The sequence below is a fragment of the uncultured Erythrobacter sp. genome, assembly GCF_947499705.1.
GTDB lineage: Bacteria > Pseudomonadota > Alphaproteobacteria > Sphingomonadales > Sphingomonadaceae > Erythrobacter.
In genome coordinates this window covers 176257-197987 of record NZ_CANMPJ010000002.1, presented here as the reverse complement: position 1 = coordinate 197987, position 21731 = coordinate 176257, and the positions used below count along the sequence as shown (strand labels likewise).

30 protein-coding genes are annotated in these 21731 nt (G+C 59.5%); 18 read left to right on the top strand and 12 right to left on the bottom strand.

All coding sequences use genetic code 11. From position 1 onward, the window contains the following. Positions 1-3: 3 nt before the first annotated feature. Positions 4-1326: a terminase family protein gene (locus Q0837_RS13745; RefSeq protein WP_298471756.1), complete on the bottom strand. Its 1323-nt coding sequence runs from the start codon at positions 1324-1326 to the stop codon at positions 4-6. Then, positions 1326-1796: a hypothetical protein gene (locus Q0837_RS13740; protein WP_298470304.1), complete on the bottom strand. Its 471-nt coding sequence runs from the start codon at positions 1794-1796 to the stop codon at positions 1326-1328. Before Q0837_RS13740 ends, Q0837_RS13745 begins: the two co-directional genes overlap by 1 nt. 214 nt (positions 1797-2010) lie before the next feature. On the opposite strand from Q0837_RS13740, the gene Q0837_RS13735 reads away from it, so the two are divergent. Beyond that, a complete protein-coding gene (locus tag Q0837_RS13735) occupies positions 2011-2667 on the top strand; it encodes a DedA family protein (protein ID WP_298471754.1) in 657 nt (218 codons plus the stop codon). Positions 2668-2675: 8 nt separating this feature from the next. Here Q0837_RS13735 and Q0837_RS13730 read toward each other — a convergent pair whose 3' ends face one another. The 3 genes from Q0837_RS13730 to Q0837_RS13720 are packed head-to-tail and all read right to left on the bottom strand — an operon-like array spanning position 2676 to position 4309. Then, on the bottom strand, positions 2676-3461 hold the full coding sequence (locus Q0837_RS13730; protein ID WP_298470302.1) for a sulfite exporter TauE/SafE family protein: 786 nt from the start codon (positions 3459-3461) through the stop codon (positions 2676-2678). 1 nt (position 3462) lies between these two features. Beyond that, the gene (locus Q0837_RS13725; protein ID WP_298470300.1) at positions 3463-3975 is read right to left on the bottom strand and encodes a rhodanese family protein; all 513 of its coding nucleotides are present in this window, start codon (positions 3973-3975) and stop codon (positions 3463-3465) included. Positions 3976-3988: 13 nt separating this feature from the next. After that, the gene (locus tag Q0837_RS13720; protein ID WP_298470298.1) at positions 3989-4309 is read right to left on the bottom strand and encodes a helix-turn-helix transcriptional regulator; all 321 of its coding nucleotides are present in this window, start codon (positions 4307-4309) and stop codon (positions 3989-3991) included. 66 nt (positions 4310-4375) lie between these two features. Here Q0837_RS13720 and Q0837_RS13715 point away from each other — a divergent pair, with 66 nt between their 5' ends. Beyond that, positions 4376-5254: an MBL fold metallo-hydrolase gene (locus Q0837_RS13715; protein ID WP_298470296.1), complete on the top strand. Its 879-nt coding sequence runs from the start codon at positions 4376-4378 to the stop codon at positions 5252-5254. A 6-nt stretch (positions 5255-5260) separates the two neighbouring features. Here Q0837_RS13715 and Q0837_RS13710 read toward each other — a convergent pair whose 3' ends face one another. From Q0837_RS13710 to Q0837_RS13700, 3 genes are all read right to left on the bottom strand, one after another. After that, entirely contained in the window at positions 5261-6511 is a 1251-nt protein-coding gene (locus Q0837_RS13710; protein WP_298470294.1) for an aminotransferase class I/II-fold pyridoxal phosphate-dependent enzyme, read from the bottom strand. A gap of 13 nt (positions 6512-6524) precedes the next feature. Next, on the bottom strand, positions 6525-6767 hold the full coding sequence (locus Q0837_RS13705; RefSeq protein ID WP_298470292.1) for an acyl carrier protein: 243 nt from the start codon (positions 6765-6767) through the stop codon (positions 6525-6527). A 117-nt stretch (positions 6768-6884) separates the two neighbouring features. Then, positions 6885-7259: a response regulator gene (locus Q0837_RS13700; RefSeq protein WP_298470290.1), complete on the bottom strand. Its 375-nt coding sequence runs from the start codon at positions 7257-7259 to the stop codon at positions 6885-6887. On the opposite strand from Q0837_RS13700, the gene Q0837_RS13695 reads away from it, so the two are divergent. From Q0837_RS13695 to Q0837_RS13675, 5 genes are read left to right on the top strand one after another with little or no spacing between them, the layout of a single operon-like run. Further along, a complete protein-coding gene (locus tag Q0837_RS13695) occupies positions 7253-7603 on the top strand; it encodes a DUF3572 domain-containing protein (protein WP_298470288.1) in 351 nt (116 codons plus the stop codon). The genes Q0837_RS13700 and Q0837_RS13695 overlap by 7 nt on opposite strands. After that, entirely contained in the window at positions 7600-8229 is a 630-nt protein-coding gene (locus Q0837_RS13690; protein ID WP_298470286.1) for an HAD family hydrolase, read from the top strand. The genes Q0837_RS13695 and Q0837_RS13690 overlap by 4 nt, the downstream gene beginning before the upstream one ends. Next, positions 8226-8684 (top strand): RidA family protein, encoded by a 459-nt coding sequence (locus Q0837_RS13685; RefSeq protein ID WP_298470284.1) that lies wholly within the window; start codon positions 8226-8228, stop codon positions 8682-8684. Before Q0837_RS13690 ends, Q0837_RS13685 begins: the two co-directional genes overlap by 4 nt. A 6-nt stretch (positions 8685-8690) precedes the next feature. Then, positions 8691-9419 carry a glycerophosphodiester phosphodiesterase family protein gene (locus Q0837_RS13680; RefSeq protein ID WP_298470282.1) on the top strand — a complete coding sequence of 243 codons (729 nt, stop codon included), beginning with the start codon at positions 8691-8693 and terminating at the stop codon, positions 9417-9419. Continuing rightward, positions 9416-10570 carry a GNAT family N-acetyltransferase gene (locus tag Q0837_RS13675; RefSeq protein WP_298470280.1) on the top strand — a complete coding sequence of 385 codons (1155 nt, stop codon included), beginning with the start codon at positions 9416-9418 and terminating at the stop codon, positions 10568-10570. The genes Q0837_RS13680 and Q0837_RS13675 overlap by 4 nt, the downstream gene beginning before the upstream one ends. 9 nt (positions 10571-10579) lie before the next feature. Here the strand turns inward: Q0837_RS13675 and Q0837_RS13670 are convergent, their stop codons facing one another. Next, complete coding sequence (locus Q0837_RS13670; RefSeq protein ID WP_298470278.1) at positions 10580-10909, bottom strand: hypothetical protein; 330 nt, start codon at positions 10907-10909, stop codon at positions 10580-10582. 320 nt (positions 10910-11229) lie between these two features. On the opposite strand from Q0837_RS13670, the gene dksA reads away from it, so the two are divergent. The 7 genes from dksA (at position 11230) to kynU (ending at position 16902) form a co-directional block, all read left to right on the top strand. Further along, positions 11230-11688, top strand: a complete 459-nt coding sequence (gene dksA, locus Q0837_RS13665) for an RNA polymerase-binding protein DksA (protein ID WP_298470276.1) — start codon at positions 11230-11232, stop codon at positions 11686-11688. 183 nt (positions 11689-11871) lie between these two features. Continuing rightward, entirely contained in the window at positions 11872-12249 is a 378-nt protein-coding gene (locus tag Q0837_RS13660) for a PilZ domain-containing protein (RefSeq protein ID WP_298470274.1), read from the top strand. A gap of 102 nt (positions 12250-12351) precedes the next feature. Next, on the top strand, positions 12352-13788 hold the full coding sequence (locus Q0837_RS13655; protein WP_298470272.1) for an ABC transporter substrate-binding protein: 1437 nt from the start codon (positions 12352-12354) through the stop codon (positions 13786-13788). Between the two features lie 18 nt (positions 13789-13806). After that, the gene (locus Q0837_RS13650; RefSeq protein WP_298470270.1) at positions 13807-14223 is read left to right on the top strand and encodes a DUF4112 domain-containing protein; all 417 of its coding nucleotides are present in this window, start codon (positions 13807-13809) and stop codon (positions 14221-14223) included. A 36-nt stretch (positions 14224-14259) separates the two neighbouring features. Beyond that, positions 14260-15051, top strand: coding sequence for a tryptophan 2,3-dioxygenase family protein (locus Q0837_RS13645; protein WP_298470268.1), 792 nt, complete (start codon positions 14260-14262; stop codon positions 15049-15051). Further along, positions 15048-15680, top strand: a complete 633-nt coding sequence (gene kynB / locus Q0837_RS13640) for an arylformamidase (protein ID WP_298470266.1) — start codon at positions 15048-15050, stop codon at positions 15678-15680. The genes Q0837_RS13645 and kynB overlap by 4 nt, the downstream gene beginning before the upstream one ends. A 4-nt stretch (positions 15681-15684) precedes the next feature. After that, complete coding sequence (kynU, locus tag Q0837_RS13635) at positions 15685-16902, top strand: kynureninase (protein WP_298471751.1); 1218 nt, start codon at positions 15685-15687, stop codon at positions 16900-16902. On the opposite strand, the gene Q0837_RS13630 is transcribed toward kynU, so the two are convergent. Genes Q0837_RS13630 through Q0837_RS13620 form a run of 3 tightly spaced genes read right to left on the bottom strand, consistent with a single transcriptional unit; the run spans position 16899 to position 18974 of the window. Next, a complete protein-coding gene (locus tag Q0837_RS13630; RefSeq protein ID WP_298470264.1) occupies positions 16899-17330 on the bottom strand; it encodes a potassium channel family protein in 432 nt (143 codons plus the stop codon). The two genes, kynU and Q0837_RS13630, sit on opposite strands and share 4 nt — an antisense overlap. A 37-nt stretch (positions 17331-17367) precedes the next feature. Next, positions 17368-18306, bottom strand: a complete 939-nt coding sequence (locus tag Q0837_RS13625; protein WP_298470262.1) for a S41 family peptidase — start codon at positions 18304-18306, stop codon at positions 17368-17370. Positions 18307-18365: 59 nt separating this feature from the next. After that, a complete protein-coding gene (locus Q0837_RS13620; protein ID WP_298470260.1) occupies positions 18366-18974 on the bottom strand; it encodes an HNH endonuclease in 609 nt (202 codons plus the stop codon). A 141-nt stretch (positions 18975-19115) separates the two neighbouring features. Between Q0837_RS13620 and gluQRS the strand changes: the two genes are divergently transcribed. The 4 genes from gluQRS to Q0837_RS13600 all read left to right on the top strand — a co-directional run bounded on the left by gluQRS (position 19116) and on the right by Q0837_RS13600 (position 21722). Beyond that, entirely contained in the window at positions 19116-19934 is an 819-nt protein-coding gene (gene gluQRS / locus Q0837_RS13615) for a tRNA glutamyl-Q(34) synthetase GluQRS (protein WP_298470259.1), read from the top strand. A gap of 24 nt (positions 19935-19958) precedes the next feature. Continuing rightward, positions 19959-20192: a hypothetical protein gene (locus Q0837_RS13610; protein ID WP_298470258.1), complete on the top strand. Its 234-nt coding sequence runs from the start codon at positions 19959-19961 to the stop codon at positions 20190-20192. A gap of 11 nt (positions 20193-20203) precedes the next feature. After that, entirely contained in the window at positions 20204-20779 is a 576-nt protein-coding gene (locus Q0837_RS13605) for a cob(I)yrinic acid a,c-diamide adenosyltransferase (RefSeq protein ID WP_298470256.1), read from the top strand. Between the two features lie 73 nt (positions 20780-20852). After that, positions 20853-21722, top strand: a complete 870-nt coding sequence (locus tag Q0837_RS13600) for a 3-hydroxyacyl-CoA dehydrogenase NAD-binding domain-containing protein (RefSeq protein ID WP_298470254.1) — start codon at positions 20853-20855, stop codon at positions 21720-21722. The last annotated feature ends 9 nt before the right edge of the window (positions 21723-21731 follow it).

Genomic DNA, 21731 nt, shown 5'->3' with positions numbered 1-21731 from the left:
TGTTCAGATTTTCCGCACGCTAGGCCGCGTGGTGCGACCCAGCATCAATTCGGTCAGTGCCCATACGAGAGCGTCGGCGCGGTCGGGGCTTCGGCCTGGTCCGGCATAGTCACCGGCTACCATCAGTCCGCACAATTGGTCTTCGAGTTGCGGGAAATTCCCGTGATGTCTCACGCGTCCTGCGGCGTAGAGTGCCGCGACCGGTTCGGCCCGCGCGACCTTGCCGCGGCTGGCATGCACCAGCTTGATTGGCAGCGATGACTTGGCTGCGCGCAACACGCTTTCGACCATCGCACCGCCTTGATTGGCTTCGGCGACCACCCGGTCGGCTTCCCATTCCTCCGCCGCGTTGGCGACCGCTCGCGCCCAGCCATCCGGCTGCGAACCCGAGACTGTACAGTCTGCGAGGACATGACCAAGTCCATCCTGGCCCAAAGCCGCGACCAAAATGCCGCATTCGTCGCCATTGGCCGAGGCGGGCGGATCGACCGCAACCACCACACGGCGATGTTCAGGCGCGGGGCCAGTGTCTCGGACTTGCTCAAGCAAGGTTCGCGACCAGAGCGCTCCTTCGATATCCTTCAGCAGTTCGCCGCCAATTTCCTGCCGCGCCAACTGGCTGCCTGCGAACTCGCTCTCCATCGCATCGAGGAACTGCGACGGCAGGTTCGATGCGTTGTCGAAGGTCGATCCTCGTGTGACAGCCACCTCGCCGCCATCTTCTCGTTCCAGCAGGCGTTGTACCAGCGGCACCGCGCGCGGAGTCGTCGTCACCGCGATGCGCGGTTCCTTTCCCAGTCTCAGACCCATCAACAGATTGTCCCAGCAACGCGTAGCCCGTTCATGCGCGAGCGGCCATTTGCCAATCTCATCACACCAGGCGTGCGAATTTTGCGGACCTCGCAGGCTTTCTGGTTCGGCAGCCGAATACATCTGTGCTTGCGCTCCGTTGGGCCAGCGCAGCCGCCGCAAGGACGGTTCGAATTGTGGCCTGCGTTCGGGCGGGCAGCAGGCGATAATGCCGCTTTCCCCCTCGATCATCACTGCGCGCGCCTCGGCGAGCGAGGACGAGACGAGCGCGATGCGTGCCTCGCAATTGTCCTCGGCCACCATGCGAACCCACTCGGCACCGGCCCGCGTCTTGCCAAAGCCGCGCCCGGCCATGATCAGCCAGATCCGCCAATCTCCATCGGGAGCAAGCTGGGCTTTGCGAGCCGACATGCCCCAATGAAAATCGAACTCGTTGCGTTCTTCGTTAGTTAGCGCTTTCGCGATCCGCTCTCGGATCGCCGCAGGCTCGTCTTTCAGCCAATCGAGCGGCGATATCACTTGCGCGCAGCTCCGCGGCGCTTTTCATCCTGAACCTGCTGCCGGATGGCCTCGACCTTCCGGTCGATCGACGCCCGCACTTCTGCCGCACTCACATTGCGCTGTTCGGCCTGAGCGCGGGCCACTGTCTCTCGATGCAAAACCAGCAGGCGCAGCGCGTTCGCGATGTCGAACTTGGGGCCATCGGCCTTGGTGCCCACACGCAGCCGGCGCAGAGTTTCCAGCTCAAGATGCTCGTATCCTTCGAGCAAGGCCACGCGCCATTGCTTGGCAAATTCGGGCTCTTCGCGGCGGACCTTGTATGCGCGGCTGGGGTTGATGCCTGCTTCTTCCGCCGCTTTGGTGACGTTGGACGACTCTGCCAGGAAGTCGAGAAACACCCCGCGCCAATGGCGGTTTAGCGGACCATTTTCGCCCTCTTTAAGCTGCTGTTTGATCTTGGTGCGGTTCTGGCCCCGTGCAGCCATGAACGATCTCCCGTCCCAGAAACGAAAACGGCAGCGCTCCAACGAAGGAGGCTGCCGAGAAATCCGCTTGGTTGCGAATCACAGTTTTGCGATGATGCCCTGTACTAACCAAAGAGCGTGACGATGTCAAGAAAAATAACCAAATGGGTTATTCGATTGTTGGTTGCTTACCGGGAATCGCTGCCCTAACGCGCCGCAAACCCTTGCTTGGATGATGTCGATGGCGTGGCTGCGTGGCCTTTACAATTGGACGATGGACAAGGCTGCGCACCCGCATGCTGTGTGGTGGCTGGCGTTTTTCAGTTTCATCGAATCGAGCTTCTTTCCGATCCCGCCGCATCCGCTGCTTGGCCTGATGTGTCTTGCCGAGCCGAAGAAAGCGATCCGGTTTGCTCTGGTCGCGACCGTGTCTTCCGTGCTCGGCGGGCTGTTCGGTTATGCGATCGGCTTTTTCCTTTATGAGGCCGTTGGAGCCTGGATGATCGGTTTGCTGGGCCTGACCGAGAGTTTCCCGGTCGCCGCTTGCTACATCCGCGAACAAGGGGCGCTCGCTGTGTTTTTTGCAGCAGGAACGCCGGTGCCGTTCAAGTTGATGACCATCACGGCTGGCTTCATCGAGATGAACCTGCTGACATTCACGCTGGCGGCCATCGCCGGACGCGCTTTGATCTTCATGGTTGTGGGCGTGCTGTTCCAACTGTTCGGCGCACCGATCAAGGCGATCATCGACAAGTATCTCGGCTGGGTGACGACAGCATTCGTTGTGCTGGTGGTCGGCGGGTTTGTTGCTTTCACTCAGCTGGCAGGCGGGGAAAACGAGGCCGACGCTTCCAACCCCTGCGACGGTGTAACCGAAGTGCGCGGAGCCTGAGGCTCAGGCTAATCCAAACCTTCGGCAATCAGAATTGCTAATCCCACCGCGACTACCAACGCTCCGAACCCGATCTCCAGTGCTCGGCCTCGCGCGCTAAGCTTTACCATCGCGATACGCCCCAAGACCGCCCCGACCACGCCTCCGGCCGCAAGCTGCACCACCAAACGCCAATCGACGAATCCTGACAGCGAATAGGACAATGCGGTCGTAGCGCCGACCGCACTGATCACCAGAAGCGAAGACCCGATAGCGACAGCGATCGGCATAGCGGTCGCCGAAATCAGACCCGGCACAATTAGAAATCCGCCGCCAATCCCGAAGAATCCCGAAAAGCCGCCGACACCGAAGCCTGTCGGCAATATTCGCGGCAACAGCTTTCGCGCTGTGCTTCGGCCCAGCGTCACGTCGGGATTTGAGCCACCTCGTCGCTCGCGGATCGTAAGAAGGCCGACCCCGATCATCAATATGGCGAACAGCGCCAGCAATCGCTCTCCATCGACCGATTTTCCCAACTCCGCTCCCAGAGCAGCGCCGACAATGGCCGCCAGGGCAAAGGCAATTGCGCAGCCCCATTTGATGTTGCCCTTTCTCGCGTGGGCAGTGAGTCCAATTGCAGCGTTGATTGCGACCGCCACAGCAGCCGTGCCAATCGCCATATGCGTGCTTTCAACGCCGACGAAGTAAATGAGAAGCGGGACAGCGAGGATCGAGCCACCGCCGCCAACCAGCCCCAGGACGAATCCGATCAACGCCCCCGCAGCCATAGCGGCGAAGATGGTCGATGGATCCACGTCAGGCCGCTGCGCGGCGGTTCCAGGGCAACATTGCCAAGAGTTTGGCCATGCCGCACCAGCCCGTTGCTCCTGCAAACAGCAAACCCGCTCCGACAAAGGCAGCGAGTCCGTACCAAACGGGGGTCGTCAGACTGCCGAGCAACACGCCGAGGAGGATCAGCGCGCCAGCGGCGATCTGAACTTGGCGCATAATTTCGATTGGCTGCGAGGCATCGGTTACTATTGGCAGACCTGCCTGTTGCCAGCCATCAAGGCCGCCGTCGACGATGTATGCATCACCGGTACAGGCACCCTCGAGCCGATCGGCACTGGCGCTGGTTCGCATCCCAGATTTGCACATGAAAACGATTGGCTCACCGCCGGTTATCGTTTCGATCACATCGAGTGGCCTGCTCTCCGCTCCAACGGCCTTGGTTCGCCTGAATTCATCTGGAGAACGAATGTCGACAAGGCGCGCACCTTGTGCCGCAAGTTCAACCGCTTCTGAGGGAGATATTGTTTTGATCGCCATGACTGCGGTCCTTTCACGAACAATAGAGTTGATAGAGCGTCGCCAGAAGGCTTTCGCAGCGCGGATCGGCGATCCGATAATATGCGGTCTGCGCATCTTTCCGAGAGGCGACGAGGCCCTCGGCGCGCAGTTTTGCGAGATGTTGTGACAGCGCCGATTGCGACAGGCCAACATCAACCGCCAGCACGCCGACGCTGACTTCGCCGTGTTCGGCAAGCTTGCACATGATCATCAGCCGCCGTTGGTTGCCGAGCGCCTTAAGGAGGGCGGCAACTTCGTCTGCCCGCGCAGCGAATTCGGCGGGATCGAGAGGAGGGTGGATATTCTCTTTCATTAGGACTTGCTAAATAAGCATTCACTAATATATGTCAAGGGAACACTTAGACCCAAGGAGGACGCCGTGAGTGACCCGGCTATCCGCGCATTCTTCGATGAACCGACCAACACCGTAAGCTACCTCGTTTGGGACAAGCAGACCGGCCGCGGTGCTGTCATCGATCCGGTGCTCGATTTCGACATGGCGTCCGGCGAAGCTGACACCCGGTCGGCAGAAGCAATCATGACAGAGGCCGAGAAAGAAGGGGTGTCGATCGAATGGGTTCTGGAAACTCACGCGCATGCCGATCACCTGTCTGCCGCGCCGATGATCAAGGCTCGCACCGAAGCACGGATCGGGATCGGGGAGCACATTCGGGACGTCCAGAAGATATTCCGCCCGATCTTCGCCGACGAAACTTTGAAGACAGACGGGTCCGACTTTGATCGGCTATTTTCCGATGGCGACCGATTTGCGCTTGGACATCTTGAGGTCGAAGTGATTCACGTGCCGGGTCACACTCCGGCGGATGTCGCTTACAAGATCGGCAATCATGTGTGGGTCGGCGATACGCTATTTATGCCCGACTACGGAACCGCGCGGGCTGATTTTCCCGGTGGTGACGCCCGGCAACTATACCGCTCAATTCAACGAATTCTGGCGCTGCCCGACGAGACGAAGCTCTATCTGTGCCACGACTACAAAGCGCCCGGTCGCGACGAGTATCAATGGGAGACGACCGTTGGCGAACAACGAAGGACTAACGTCCATGTCCACGAAGGCCTCAGCGAAGATGAGTTCGTCGCCATGCGCGACACTCGTGATGCCGGCCTGTCAGTGCCTAAGCTGCTGCTCCCGTCGATCCAGGTGAACATCCGCGCGGGACGGTTTCCGGAGGCCGAGGACAACGGCGTCCATTACCTCCGTATCCCAGTCAAAATGAAACCTGCTGCTCGAGGTTGAGCAGACTCAGCCTGGCAGGATCCCAACAGCCTTACCGGCGCGCTCGAACATGCCGAGGATTGTTTCCACTTCCTCTGCCGAGTGCTCGGCGCAAAGCGAACAACGCAGCAGGGTCATGTTTGCGGGCGTTGCAGGTGGACGCGCTAGATTGACGTAAAGGCCTTCGCGCAACAGCGCTTCCCACATCATCGCCCCGCGTTCCAGATCGGGCATGATCACGGCAACAATCGCGCTTTGCGGCGTGTCGGTGCCAATATCGAAGCCAAGCTCGACCAAACCGCCATGCAGCCGCTTGGAATTTTCCCACAGATGCGCACGCTTGTTCGCGCCGTGCATCAGTTTGCGGATCGACGTAGCGGCGGTGGCGACGACGCTGGGCGGCAGGCTGGCGGTGAAAACGTAGGGGCGGCAGACGAGCCGCATGATGTCAAATTTCGGATGGTTAGAGACCGCGAAACCTCCGACTGTGCCGACGCTCTTCGAGAAGGTGCCAATGATGATATCGACGTCGTCGATCACACCCTGTTCTTCGCAGACCCCGCGCCCATTCTCGCCGATGAAGCCCATCGAATGCGCTTCGTCGACCAACACCATCGCGCCATATTTCTTGGCGACGGCGATCATTTCCTTGAGCGGAGCGACGTCCCCCATCATCGAGTAGACGCCTTCGAGAACGACCAGCTTGCCTGCTTCTTCAGGAATGCGGCGCAGGCGCTTTTCCATCGCTTCGACGTCATTGTGCTTGAACGGCACGATCTCGGCCTTGCCCATCGCGCAGCCATCGTAGATCGAAGCGTGGCTGTCGATGTCGAGCACGATGTAATCGCCTTTGCCCGCGATAGTCGAGATGATCCCGAGATTGGCCTGATACCCTGTCGAAAAGACCATCGCATGGTCCATATCGTAAAATTCTCTGAGCGCATCCTCGCACTCTTTGTGACCTTGATATGTGCCGTTAAGAACGCGGCTACCGGTCGTACCTGAGCCATAATCGGCGAGCGCTTGTTTGCCTGCATCGAGCACGTCCGGATCGAACGTCATGCCCATGTAATTGTACGTACCGAGCAGGATAGTCTCACGCCCGTTGCAAATCGCGCTGGTAGGCGAGAGCACTTTCTCCATCACCAGATTGTATGGATCCTCGACCCCGGTCGCGAGCAGCGTTTCGCGCGTTTGGATCAGGCCATCAAACTTGGAAAAGAGGTCGCCGTGCGGCGCGTCCGTATCGGTGCCCGCTTTCGTCATCGTGTCAGTCATGAAGCGCTCTTTATCAGCTATCCTGCAGCTTGTGCACTGCGGCGACAAGTTGCCCATAGGTTTCGATTTCGGCCTGCTGGTTCATGCTGATTATGATGTCGAATTCGTCTTCGATCTCGGCGACGAAATCCATCACGGTCAGGCTGTCGAATTCCAGATCGTTCTGAAATGTCGTGGCGTCGGAAATCTCTACGCCTTTCTTGTTGAAAGGGTCGATCAGGGCGCGGATGCGTTTGTCGACTTCGGCGCTGTCCATGGACGAAATGCTCTCTTTGTTGGGTGGTTTCGCCGCCGCTATGGCGCGTGTTTGTGGCTGAAAAGCGGCTTGGTTTTCCGGATAAATGGCGAGAACGGGCGGAAATGCAAGCGGGGCTCAGGCGTCCACTTCAATCAATTGCCTAACTGCGGTCATGAACGGGGTGATCGACACTGGCTTTGCCAGATAGCCAGAGGCGCCCGCCGACCGGATGCGTTCTTCATCGCCCTTGGCTGCAAAAGCGGTAACCGCCAAAACCGGGATTTCGCGCAGCAGCATGTCCTGTTTGGCCGCTTCGATCAGGTCGACGCCAGACATTCCGCCGAGCTGGATATCCATAATGATGAGGTCGGGCGAGGTTTCGCGCGCGGTGTCGAGTACCAATGCCCCTTCGGCAACCGGATCGACCTCGAAACCGTTAGCCTTGAGCACATCGCAGAACAATTTTCGGTTGAGGTCGTTATCCTCGACAACCATTATTCGCTTTGCCACTGCATGCCCCGCTGCTGACTGTGGCGCCTGCCTATCCCTTCCACGAGGACGCTACAATCGCCAATTCAATAACTTCGCCATCGGACGAACCCGCTTTGACCCCGCAGACGCTTGCCTTGGCGGCGCTAGGCTGGGTGCTGGAGGACGGCGAGCGAGCCGAGCGCTACCTTGAATTGACCGGCCTCGATCCCGATACTCTGCGTGCAGGGCTGGGCGATCCGGTTGTGCTCGCATCGACACTCGATTTTCTCGCAAACCACGAACCAGATCTGATCCGCGCGGCCGAGGCTTTAGCCGTTACGCCGGAAGAACTGGTAGCCGCCCGCCAGGAGCTTCATAAATGACCCGCCCTCTCGTTATCAGCGATTGCGACGAAGTGATCCTGCACATGGTCGCGCATTTCAAGGATTGGCTCGAGGAGAGTCAGGGCGTCAATTTCAACATTGACGACGGCAACTTCGCCAAGGCGCTGACTTGGCAGAAGAGCGGTGAGTTTCTCGAAGCGAATGATGTCTGGCGTATGCTTGGCGGCTTCTTCGACACTGAAATGGACCGCCAATTGCCGATCGCGGGTGCGGTGGAATCGATCAACGCGCTCAGCGAGTATGCCGATGTCGTGATCCTGACCAACCTTGTCGACAAACGCCGCGATCATCGCGCAGAGCAGCTCGCCGGGCATGGCATCCATGCGGAGGTCTACACCAACCAAGGACCCAAAGGTCCGGCGCTGCAGAGAATTATCGAGGAGCACGCTCCAAGCCGCGCGATCTTCATTGACGATCTTGCGCAGCACCACGCCTCGGTCGCAGAGACAGTGCCGAGTGTCATGCGCCTGCACATGTGCGGCGAACCGATGATCGCGGGTGCGATCGACTGCGCTCACAAAGCAGGGCACGCGGATGCGCGGATCGACCGCTGGTCTGATGCGTTGCCATGGTTGATGGATCGTCTTGAGGAGGAGCGGGTATGAGCATCGAAGCACGTTTGAACGAACACGGCATTACGTTGCCCGAAGCAGCAGCTCCAGTGGCCAGTTATCAGCCGGTCGTCGTCCATGGCGGTGTCGCCTATGTTTCGGGACAGCTGCCTTTCGTGGACGGCGAGCTGCTCAAAGGGCGTCTAGGCGAGACTGTATCACTCGAAGACGGCATGGCGGCTGCGCGTGCCTGCGGACTTATGATACTCGCACAATTGAAAGCAGCCGGCCTGCTTGAAAGAGTGGAGCGCGTCGTAAAGCTCGGTGCTTTCGTCAGCTCGACGGTCGATTTCACCGATCAGCCCATGGTCGCAAATGGCGCGTCGGACCTGATGTTCGATGTCTTCGGCGAAAAAGGCCGCCACTCGCGCGCTGCAGTTGGCGTGCCTGTCCTGCCGCTTGGGGCGGCGGTCGAAGTCGACGCCGTGATCGCGATTTCGGATGCCTGATTGCGCGTGACCGAACGTGCTGTTCACGACTGGCTGAGACGCCACACCTTCGCCCATCGAGGGCTCCATGGTCTTAGCATTCCTGAGAATTCTCGCACTGCGATGGAAGCGGCGATCGCAGATGGGTTCGGGCTCGAATGCGACATCCAACTCAGCCGCGACAATGTTCCGCTCGTTTTTCATGATTGGGAGCTGGAGCGGCTGACGGCGGAGCACGGCAAGGTCGCCCTGAAGTCTGCCGATGAGCTGTGCGAGTTGACGCTGGGCCAAACCGATCAGACGATCTGGACGCTCGCCGATTTGCTCGAATTGGTCGGCGGCAACGTCCCGGTCCTTGTCGAGGTGAAGTCGCTGCCAGATTTCGATATCGCCGCCGCTTGCGCAGCAATCTCGTCGGTGATCGCTGACTATTCTGGGCCGCTAGCAGTGATGAGTTTCGACCCTCGCATGGGCGAGTGGTTCGCGAAGCACGCGCCGCAGCACACGCGCGGACTGGTCTGCACCGACACGCTCGACCACGGTTTCAAACATGCGTGGCGACAGCCTAACGCAATCGAGCGCGCTCAGCCCGACTTTCTCGCATGCGATATCCGAGACCTGCCCAATGTGATTGCCGGAATGTGGCGTCAGACTGGGAATCCGCTGCTAACGTGGACGGTGCGCACGCAGGATTTGCGTAAGCGGGCTCTGACCCATACCGATGCAATGATTGCCGAGGGCGAAGGGATCGAATGAACCCGGACGATGCGCCCAACACAGAGCTAACAGTCAAGCTCGCACCCGGCGTGGGCGAATTCGACCGCGACCAGTGGAACGCCCTAGGCGGCGATCGCAATCCCTTCGTAAGCCACGAATTTCTGACCGCGCTCGAGGATTCTGGCAGCGTGGGCGAGGGCACCGGCTGGGACCCTGTGCCGATCGTGATCACCGATGCAGCCGACAAGTTGCTCGCTGCCATGCCGAGCTATGCCAAAGGCCATAGCCAGGGCGAATATGTATTCGATCACAGCTGGGCCGACGCGTTGCAGCGGGCAGGGCGCAACTATTATCCAAAGCTCCAGATCGCGGCACCGTTCACACCGGCAAGCGGCCCGCGCCTCCTGCTAAGCGATCCCTCGCTCGCCTTGCATTTGCTCAAGGGCGCCGAGTTGGTGTGTGAGCAGAACGGCCTGTCCTCTGCCCACGCGACCTTTGTCGAGCGCGAACAGTTGCACCTGTACGAACAGGCGGACTGGCTGATCCGCAGCGACATTCAGTTTCATTGGCTCAACCGCGACTATGCCACCTTCGATGATTTCCTCGGCGAACTCGCATCGCGCAAGCGCAAGAACCTGCGCAAGGAACGCGCGGCGGCGCAGGATGGGCTTAGGATCGAGCGCCTGTCAGGCGGCGACATTAAACCTAAGCACTGGGATGCATTCTGGGTGTTTTATCAGGACACTGGTGCGCGAAAATGGGGCACGCCGTATCTGACGCGCGACGCGTTTACACTGTTGGGCGAAAGAATGGGCGACAGGATGGTGCTGATCCTGGCCTTCGATGACGACACACCAATTGCCGGTGCGCTCAATTTCATCGGCGCAGAGGCAATCTATGGCCGCTATTGGGGATGCACACGCGATGTGCGCTTCCTGCATTTCGAGCTGTGCTATTATCAGGCAATCGACTTGGCGATCGAATTGGGATTGCCGCGTGTCGAAGCTGGGGCGCAAGGTGGGCACAAGCTCGCGCGGGGATACGAGCCAGTGCAGACCTATTCCGCGCATTGGCTGGCGGACCCGGGCTTTCGCGCGGCGGTTGCCGATTTTCTCGAGCGCGAGCGTGAAGGCGTCGCGACGGATCAGTTGTTTTTAGGTGAGCGGACGCCCTTCAAGAAAGAGAATTAGACTGGCCGATCAGGCCGCGTGGCGGCGTTCTTCCGCAATCCACTGGCGTGCGCGTCGCTGTGCTTCGGCGATTTCGCGTGCGGTCATTTCGTCCGAAATGTCGGCGCGGCACCAAGCGGCTTCATCGTGACCGCGCGAAGCGGCGAGGTTGAACCATTTGTGCGCTTCAACAAGGTCGCAGTCGAGCCCGTTGCTACCGGTCGAGTAGGCGACGCCAAGATCGAAATAGGCCGACGTGTCACCTTGTGCGGCGGCAGCAAGGCAGCGTGCTACGACCAGATCCGGTTCGTTGCTGTCGACTGGTTTGAAATTGCCCCCATCAATCGATTTGAGTTCCATTTTGTATTCCCCGTGTTTGGCGAAACAGCCCCCCTGCCGATCGCTTGAACACAGACCTCCAAGATCAGGGTCAACAAATGGTTAACAGCGTCACGGGTTTCTTTAACCAAGAGCCGGCCTTCTCCATGAAAATCCGGGGTTATCGGTCAATTCATCCCCCGTTCTGTTCGCGCGTTGCAAAGCGACTTGTGCCGCTACGACCTCGCGCCTATAGGCCGCCCGAACGCTTCGACTTGCTGGGGGGCAGGTAGGCTAACGGAAACATCCGGGCGCCAAGGACGGGACAGTCTCGCGGGAGTTGAAAGGGCGAAGAGGACCACATGGCCACGGCGGCGTCTAACGAATCCGACATCCTCGAAAATGCAAAACGTGTGCTTCCTGCGGATTACACTCCGTCTGAGGACGAGGAGTACATGAATGAGATTCAGCAGCACTATTTCCGTGTGCTGTTGATTGAGTGGAAGCGCTCAATCCACGACGCGGCGGATCAAACCTTGCAGTCATTGCAGGATGGGCCAATCCGCGAGGCTGACCTGAACGATCGCGCGTCAAGTGAGACCGATTGGGGTATCGAACTGCGCACTCGTGACCGTCAACGCAAACTGATCTCGAAAATCGACTCCGCCCTTCGCCGCATCGACGAAGGCGAATATGGCTATTGCGAGGTGACCGGCGATCCAATCGGATTACGCAGGCTGATCGCGCGGCCTGTCGCAACCATGACGGTCGAGGCGCAGGAAGCGCATGAGCGCCGCGAAAAAGTTTCGCGCGACGATTGATCGTTAAATCGTTTCGCGATTGTCGTGCCACTATGGGACGGCATGTTCGAACAGTGTCGCGAACGTACAAGCATTAACGATGCATTAGCCTTCCTATCCTAACTCGATTGACACGTATCGAGAGCTGAATCCGCGCCGTTGCGGGTCCTCGATTCATGGATTTGCCTAGGAGATGATCCGAAGATGACGGGTGTTGAGACACGGAGCGTATCGCGCGACAGCTTGTTTCTGCTCGCCAACATTCGCGTCGAACAGGGTGAGGATTCGCACCGGATCCGTGTGCGCAACCTTTCGGATGGCGGAATGATGGGCGAAGGCAATCTGCGCGTCAAACGCGGCAATCGGTTGCTGATCGAGCTGCGCAATCTCGGCCAGGTCGAAGGCACTGTCGCGTGGGTCCAGGATAACCGCTTTGGTATCGCGTTCGATGAAGAAATCGATTCTCAGCACGCTCGCGGCGGCACCGCCGAACCACAGGCCGATGATCCTGCGGTTATCGAACGGTCTTGGCAGCACCGGGCGCCGAAAACGCCTGACCCGCTGAACGTCCGCAAGGTCTAAGACAGTTTCTGACAGGGTTTGGCGCATATCTGCGCTGACCCGTTCGTTCCAAGGTGCTAATCGCATCTGGTAATGCGATTCTGTCTTCTTCTTTTGAGCCTTGTGTTTCTGGGATCGTGCGGTCCTTCGAATGACAATGGCCCGATCGAAGTTGCAATAGTCGGCGAACCGGAAAGCCTATTCGAGCAGGGCGTTCGCCTCTCTCCAGCAGCTCAGCATGTTCGCGCCGCGACGGTAGAAGGGCTTGTAGCTCTCGATCCGGCTGGGCAGATTGTTCCTGCCATCGCCGAACGCTGGATCGTCGCCGATGATGGCCTTAGCTACATTTTTCGTCTTCGCGCCTCCGACTGGCCCGACGGTGAGCCGGTTACGGCAGCCGATATCCGGCAATTGCTTCGCGACACGATCACGCGGCTCGAGGGAACCTCGCTTGGCCTCGATCTCGCCAAGATAACCGACATCCGGGCGATGACCGGGCGTGTTATCGAGGTGCGATTGTCGAGCCCGATGCCCGAATTTCTGAGATTGATTGCTCAGCCAGAGCTTGGCCTCTTGAAAAGCGGTAGCGGTTCCGGACCGATGGTGATGTCGCAGGATGATGAGCAAATGCTCGCCCGCCTGAGCGCCTTGCCGCCGGAGGAGCGCGGCCTTCCGGCAAGAGAGGATTGGGAGGAAATTGCCCGAACCCTCACGGTTCAGGCGATGCCGGTCGAAGCATCGGTTGAGGCCTTTTCCAGCGGTGCTGTCGATCTGCTTCTGAATGGGCGCTTATCGGGATTCCCTCTCGCCGAACTCGGCCCTCTTTCGCGTGGGACGGTGCAAGTCGATCCGGCGCTTGGTGTGTTTGGACTGGTGTTTCGCAGCGACGACGGATTGCTTGCTGACCCCGCCCGGCGCGAAGCCCTATCGATGGCATTGGACCGCAGCGGATTGATTGAGCCATTCGGATTGGGCGGCTGGCAGCCGACCAGTTGGATCGTGCCGCCAAGCCTGCTTGCGGGTGCAGCGCTGGACCCTGACAGGTGGAGCGATCTCGATATCGACGCTCGCAGAAATATCGCCGCGCAAAGGATCGCTCAGTGGCAGCCGGCCGAAGGCGAAGCACGCGAGGTCAGGGTCTCACTGCCCGAGGGGCCGGGAAGCGATCTGTTGTTCCAGCAGCTCGCCCAAAACTGGGCCGCCATCGGCGTTGCCGCGATCCGGGTGGCTCCCGGGGAGGGGGCGGACCTTGAAATGCGAGACCGGCTGGCGCGCTATTCATCGCCGCGGTGGTTCCTGAATCAGTTCAATTGCGAGCTGGAAATCGGCCTTTGTTCGGCAGAAGCCGATGAATTGGTGCAGCAGTCGCTGACGATCCGAGACCCGGAAGCGAAGCAACAAGCCTTCGCGCAGGCGCATGCTGCATTGGTGGCAGAAGAGGTGTTTATTCCCCTCGGCGCACCGGTCCGCTGGTCGCTCGTGCGCGGCGCGATTGGGGCCTATGTACCCAACCAATGGGGCCTCCACCCCTTGTTCCCGCTGTCCCAACCCACCATTTAGAGGGCAAAGGAGAGCACATTGGACGGCCCTGAACGACTGCAAACGGCCCAGATTAGCCTGCCTACCGGCACCGACCCGGCTTCGATCCGCGCGCGGGTCGAAACGCTGGAATTGCTGCTCGAACGCAGTTTTCGTGTGCCGGGTATCAACGTTCCCATTGGTTTGGACGCGCTGATCGGACTGGTCCCTGTCCTCGGCGATTTCGTGACCACCGCCCTCGGTGCCTACATCGTCTGGGAAGCGCGCAATCTTGGCATGTCGAAATGGCATTTGATGCGCATGGGCGGCAATGTGGCGTTCGACACGGTTCTCGGTCTAGTTCCGGTGGTCGGCGATGCCGCGGACTTCGTGTTTCGATCCAACACACGCAACCTGCGGATCATCAAGAAGCACCTCGATAAGCACCATCCCGAAACCCGCGTAATCGAGGGTTAGTTTTCTCGCGGCGACATTCACGCTAGGGCATGGGCCATGACCAGCGACGTCACCTATTCCAGCTATCTCGATCTCGACAAGGTGCTCACCGCGCAGCACCCCTCTTCTGATGCGCATGACGAGATGCTGTTCATCGTTGTCCATCAGGCCAGCGAGCTGTGGCTCAAACTCTGTCTGCATGAGCTGACCGAAGCGCGTGAGCATATCGAGCGTGACGATTTGCGACCGGCTTTCAAGATGCTGGCGCGGGTGGCGCGGGCGCAGCAGCAATTGATCCAGAGCTGGGATGTGCTGAGCACGATGACGCCGCACGATTACTCACGCATCCGGCCCTTTCTCGGTGCGTCGAGCGGGTTCCAGTCGGCGCAATATCGGATGATGGAATTCATGCTTGGTGGGCGCGATGCGAAGCACATTCGCCTGCATGCCGAGAACGCCGATTGGTCGGAGCGGCTAGAGGCGGAAACCGCAAGAGCAAGCCTTTATGATTCCGCGATCCAGCTATTGGCGCGGCGCGGCTTTACCATCGACCCTAAGGCGACAGAACGCGACCCTAGAGCAGCCTACGAGCACAATGTATCGGTCGAAGCGGCTTGGGCTGACATCTACCGCGACCCGCAAGCGCATTGGGATCTTTATGAGCTAGCGGAGAAGCTCGTCGACCTCGAGTATCATTTCCAACGCTGGCGTTTTGGGCACCTCAAGACCGTCGAGCGGATTATCGGTTTCAAACGCGGCACAGGAGGGACGCCGGGTGTGCCCTACCTGGCGGGCGTGCTGAAGCAGGCGTTTTTCCCTGAATTGCTCAGTGTGCGGACCGCCATATGAGCCGGCGGATCTGGGATATTTCGCAAAAGCTGCATCCCGATGTGCCTGTGTGGCCGGGCGACACTGCTTTCGAGCAGGCGCGTACATGGCAGATGGAGGAAGGCTCGCCGGTCAATGTTTCGGCGTTGACGATGTCTACTCATACCGGTGCGCATGCCGATGCGCCCCTACATTATTCGCAGACCGCGCCAGATATCGCCTCGGTCGATTTAGAGCCCTATCTCGGTGAGTGTCTGGTGGTGGATGCGCGCGGTGTGGGTCCAGCAATCGAGGTTGCTGATCTGCCGCACCTTCGCAGCGCCGACCGTGTCCTGTTCAGAACCTTCGAAACATTTCCCCGCGACGCGTGGGATGCCGACACAACCGCCATCGCGCCTGAGACAATCGAATGGCTCGCGGTGCAGGGCGTCAAGCTGGTCGGTCTCGATGGACCTTCTATCGACCCGCAAAGCTCCAAGACGATGGATGCGCATAAGGCGGTGTTGAAGCACGATATGCGGGTGCTTGAGGGGCTGGTGCTCGATCAAGTGCCGGAGGGCCGGTACGAGTTGATCGCTTTGCCCCTGCCGATTGTCGGCGGGGACGCTTCACCCGTTCGTGCGATCCTGCGCGAGCTTTCCGATGCCTAGTGACCTGATCGCACGCGCGCGGGAATTGGATGCCGCCGATCCGCTTGCAGCATATCGCGAGCGCTTCACGTTGCCAGAGGGTGTGATTTACCTCGACGGCAATTCGCTCGGCGCACTGCCCATCGCCACCCCTGCGGCAATGCAGCGCGCGGTTGAGCAGGAATGGGGCCAGGGGCTGATCCGCAGTTGGAACGATGCGGACTGGTTCGAAATGGGATCGCGTGTTGGTGCCAAGATAGCTCCACTGATCGGCGCGCAGCCGCAAGAGGTGATCGCCTGCGACACGGTCAGCGTGAACCTGTTCAAACTGATCTCCACCGCGCTGCAGATGCGCCCGGGCCGCAAAGTCGTTCTATCCGAACCCGGCAACTTCCCGACAGACATCTACATGATCGAAGGGCTAGAACGGCAGGGTTTGGCGCAGCAGCGGCTGGCTCAGCGCGATCAACTGCTTGAAGCGCTGGGCGACGATGTCGCGCTGCTGATGCTGACCCATGCACATTACAAAACCGGCGACCTTTTCGACATGCAGGCTTTGACCGAGGCAGCGCATCAAGCCGGAGCGCTCGTCTTGTGGGATCTCTCCCACACCACCGGAGCGCTGCCTGTCGATCTCAATCGTTGTGCTGCCGATTTTGCCACCGGCTGCGGCTACAAATATTTGTGCGGGGGGCCGGGCGCTCCTGCCTTCGCCTATGTCGCTGAGCGCCATCACGCCGATCTCAAACAGCCGCTTACCGGTTGGTTCGGTCACGCGCGACCTTTTGCCTTTGTCGACGAATATGAAGCGGCTCCGGGAATCGAGCAGTTGCAATGCGGCACCTCGCCAATCCTTGGCCTCACCGCACTCGAAGTGGGCGTCGATCTGATCGCAGAGATCGGGGTTGACCGGCTGCACGCCAAATCACAGGCGTTGTCGGAATTCTTCCTCGAATGCCTGACGGAGCGCGGCATTGGTCTGGACTGCATCAGCCCGGCAAATAGCGCCGAGCGTGGTAGCCAGCTGAGTTTTCGCCATCCACAGGCCTACGCGATCTGCCAGGCTTTGATAGCGCGTGGTGTGATCGGGGACTTTCGTGATCCCGACGTGCTGCGACTGGGCTTTGCGCCTGCCTATTTGAGCTTCGAGGATATGGCGTCGGCAGCAGGCCACTTGGCAGAAGTGATGGAAGGCAAAGAGTGGCGGCGTGACGAATTTAGCGAGCGGTCGTCAGTTACTTAGCCCGGCAGTCCGGTCTTCCAGTATCGCTCCATATGCAGATACGTCATCGAGGCGGTCCATGTGACCATGACCAGCCCGTTGAGCGCTTCGATTCCGCTGAGCAGCCGCACCTGCCCGGTCGGATAGATGTCGCCGATGCCCAGCGTCGTGTAGCTGGTGATCGAGAAGTAGAATGCGTCGTTGTAAATGCCCGAATCCGGACCGGCGATCGTGCCGAGGCCGAACTCGAACTCCATCAGGATGAAGCCAACCGCATAGAGAGCGATATGCACCAGATGCGAAAGCAACGCGCCGCTCAGCATCATCCACATTCTCATCCGCGGGCGCACATTCAGATCGGTCGCGCCGAGCGACACGAGGCGCAAGGTTTCGTAGTGGATGAAGATTGTCGCAGCGATTAGCAGCGCAGCAAGAGCGATGGAGATCACTTTTCATCGCCTCTGCAGATGATCGAATCGATGGTTTCTAGGCGCGGGTAGTCCTGCATTGTTCTTCGAGCCATCCTGCGGCTTCTTCCTGTGCTTCGTCTTCAACGAGAACGTCCGGTTCTATCGCACCTTTGACCAATTCCCCAGAGGCGAATGCAACCTGGCTGGAAGTGATGCCGAGGACCGCCCCATCACTCAGCGGAAAGGGACGAACAGCCGTTGTGAAATTGGCCGACGGTTTTCCGAAGCTCTTTGAGTTTGTCAGGCCGATCAGAGCGATGGCCACCATCTCGCCGGAACTGGTGGTCTGTTCGCCAATCAGGACGGCGATGGGGCGGCTCGAATTCTGGAGCTTGAATGACGGGCTTGGCTCGCTTTTGGCATTTGCCGTGCTCGCGCTGATACCTTGAAAGGTTCTGACCCATGCGGACTTTTCTTCCAGTCCGACAAAGTACCCGAATGGGCCGTCTCCAAGCAGCGGATCAAGGCCGTTCAGCATTGGCCACATATTTCCGCCGAAGTTCTTCCGTAGATCGATGATCCACCCGCAAGAGGCGTTCTTGTCGAGGTCTTTCAGCAGCGATTGCAGAGTATCGCGGTACTGCACACCCACCTGCTCGCGGCCTTGAACGGTTGTGAGCGAAGGTATGGCAACATAGCCGATCTCCCCTTCAAGCCGTTTCCCTTCCGGCATCGGTGGAAGCGGCGGCTTTGCGTTGGTGGCGGCAGAAATGGTCTTTCTGGGCTTGCGCGGTGGAACCAGATAACTGTGCTTTTCATCCAGCGCCACGATCACCGCACGCAGCGCCGCATGGGTATCGGCAGGGGAATGCGCCTGAGCCGTCAGCGCCCGCGCGGCATCGCGCAAGGCGGCCCAATCGGCTTCGTTGCGATTAATGTGATAGGATTCGAGAAGCTCGAAAGCGCTCTCCAGATACTCCTTTGGGTCCTCCTGGGCTTGTTCTTGTGCTCGCACAGCCGGACTGATCGCGACCAATGACAAAGCCGCGAGAGCTGAGGAAAATACGGCCCGCGTCACGCCTCCAGCTCGATGTCCCAATACAGCCAATCGCGCCACGTTTCGTGCAGGTAGTTCGGCGGGAACTGCTTGCCCTGCTGTTGAAGCTGCCAGCTGGTTGGCCGGATTGGCTTCATCTGAACCGGCATATGCGCCTGTTTCGGCGTGCGGCCGCCTTTCTTCATATTGCAGGGCGCGCAGGCGGTGATGATGTTCTCCCATGTGGTCTTCCCACCCAAACGGCGCGGGATCACGTGGTCGAAGGTCAAATGGTCGCGATTGCCGCAATATTGGCATTCGAACTTGTCGCGCAGGAACACGTTGAAGCGTGTGAAGGCTGGAAACTCGCTCTGCTTCACATATTGCCGCAGCGCGATGACGCTGGGAATCTTCATATCGAGGCTGGGCGAGTGCACTTCGCGGTCATAGCTCGCGACGATATCTACCCGGTCCAGGAACACCGCCTTTATCGCGGTTTGCCACGGCCACAGGCTCAGCGGATAATAGGACAAAGGAGTGTAGTCCGCGTTGAGCACAAGCGCGGGGCAGGACGACAGGTTCCGAGTCGGATCCTCGGTGGCGCTGCGGAATTGTGCAGCCTTTTCGATCAGTTCGGCTTTGAACACGGTGCGCGTTCCTCCCTGATTGACTGCAACATGGCGTGGCAGAAATCAGAGTCAAAGCCGTGACAGTGCGAATATCCACAGGGACAGGCTGTTGATGGTGTGTGGATAGCGCAATGCGATTGCGTATGGCATTGGGGCGGCGTGCAGACTGTTACGCGTTTTGCCCCGAGCCCCAATGGCCACCTGCATCTGGGCCACGCTTTTTCGGCGATAGTTGCGCATGATCTGGCGAAGGCGGCGGGCGGGCGGTTCCTGCTGAGGATCGAGGATATTGACGGGCCAAGGTCGCGGCCCGAGCTCGCCGATGAGTTTCGCCGCGATCTCGAATGGCTGGGTTTGGAGTGGGAAGAAGTTCCCGCGCAATCGACCCGGCTGGCAAGCTATGAAGCGGCAGCAGAGCAACTGGTTCAAGCTGGGCTTGTTTACAGCTGCACTTGCACTCGCAAGGAGATCGAAGCGATCGAGCCAAGGCGAGGTGCCGATGGCCTTGTTTACCCTGGCTCATGCCGCGACAGGCCCCATGATCCGGGAAAGCCTGCTGCGCTGCGGCTTGATATCGATTCTGCAATGGAGCGGGTGGGCGAAATCATCTGGACCGATGAAATCGCCGGCAGCGTAATCGCGGACCCGCGTGAGTTTGGCGATGTCGTGATTGTGCGCAAAGAATTGCCCGCAAGCTACCACCTTGCCGCAACTCTGGACGATGCCGCCGATGGGGTCACTTTGGTGACGCGCGGAGAGGATCTGTTCGCCTCGTCCCATGTCCACCGCCTGCTACAGGAACTTCTGAAGCTTCCCGTTCCGCGCTGGCACCATCACCGGCTCTTGCTCGACGAGAATGGCGAAAAGCTCGCGAAACGGCGCGGCTCACCGTCCTTGGCAGATCGGAGAATAGCGGGTGAAGACGGGCTGATGCTTGCCGAGCAATTGCGATTGCAGGAATTGCCGGTTGGAACTTAGCGGCGCAGGGTCCATTTAGGGTCCATGGTCAATTATTTTCTCGGCGCCGTCCTCGTGATCCTTTGCATCATGGTCCTTGTTTCGCTCGTTCGCGGGGTGATCGCATTCCTCCAGACGACGAAAATCGATCTGGAAACGGGCGAGGGTGAAACCGCGACCGACATGCAACTCGCCCAGAACAAGGCGATGTTCGCGCGCATCAAGTATCAGGCAGCCGCGATTGCGGTGGTCGTGATTATCATGCTCGTGGCACGCTGAGAGATCGCGGCATGGTAAAGCTGAACAAGATTTACACCCGCACGGGTGATGATGGCACGACAGGTCTGGTCGACGGCTCGCGCACCGCGAAGCACTCGGCTCGGATTGCCGCGATCGGAATGGTTGATGAAACCAACAGCGCGATCGGGTTTGCCATCAGCGGGATCGACGATGAGGCGCACCGCGCGATGCTGACCCGCGTGCAGAACGACCTGTTCGATCTCGGCGCTGACCTTGCGACGCCGAGTGAAGACGGTGATTTCACGCCCTCGGAGATGGTTCTGCGGATCGTGCCTAGCCAGCCCGATTGGATTGAGACGCAGATCGATGCGCTCAACGAACGGCTCGAACCGCTCACCAGCTTCGTCCTGCCGGGCGGCAGTGAAGCGGCAGCGCGCGTCCATGTCGCCCGTGCGGCCACTCGCGCATCGGAGCGGGCAATGACGGAACTGACAGGCGAGACTTCGGTGAACCCGGCGGCTCTGGCTTATATCAACCGGCTGTCAGATTTACTGTTCGTCCTCGGCCGCGTGCTGAACGATGACGGCAAAGCGGACGTGAAATGGGTGCCCGGCGCCAACCGCTAGTCGCTAATCGCTAGCCAACCCCAGACTGCCCCGCTAACAGGCCCTTTGCTGCACTTGCGAAGGGATTGTTGCCATGCGGAATATTGCTGTGATCGGTGCCGGACAGATGGGGACGGGCATCGCTCAAACGGTTGCACAGCACGGCATGCAGGTGATGCTGTCGGATATCGATCTGGCCACCGCCGAGGGCGGGAAGGGCAAGATTGAGAAGGCCCTCGTCAAGCTGGTAGGGCGGGGCAAGCTGGAGGCTGATGAAGCCGAAGGCGTACTGGCCAGGATCACCCCGGTTGCCGACTACGCGCCCATGGAAGCCGCCGACCTGATCATCGAAGCGGCGACCGAGCGCGAAGAAGTCAAACAGATAATTTTCGAAGCGGCAGGCAAAGTCCTGTCCGACATGGCAGTGATGGCGAGCAACACCAGCTCAATCCCGATCACCCGGATGGCAAACCACTCACCCGATCCGGCGCGTTTCATCGGTCTGCACTTCTTCAACCCGGTGCCAGTTATGGGCCTGATCGAAGTTATTCCCGGCCTCGCAACCGCGCAGGTCACTACCGACCGCGTCACGACATTCGCCGAAGGTTTGGGCAAGGAAGTCGTGCTCAGCCAGGACGAGCCAGGGTTCGTCGTCAACCGCATTCTGCTGCCGATGATCAACGAAGCAGTGTTTGTGCTCGGCCAGTCAACCGCCGGGATCGAGGACATCGACAAGGGCTGCCGCCTCGGTCTCAATCACCCGATGGGGCCGTTGCAACTCGCTGATTTTGTGGGCCTCGATACGTGCCTCGACATTATCAAGGTGCTCTACAAGACCACGCGCGACAGCAAGTATCGCCCTGCGCCCCTGCTGGTGAAATATGTCGAAGCGGGCTGGCTCGGCCGCAAGACCGGACGCGGCTTCTACGATTATTCGGGCGAAGCGCCGGTCCCGACTCGATAACGCGGCTGA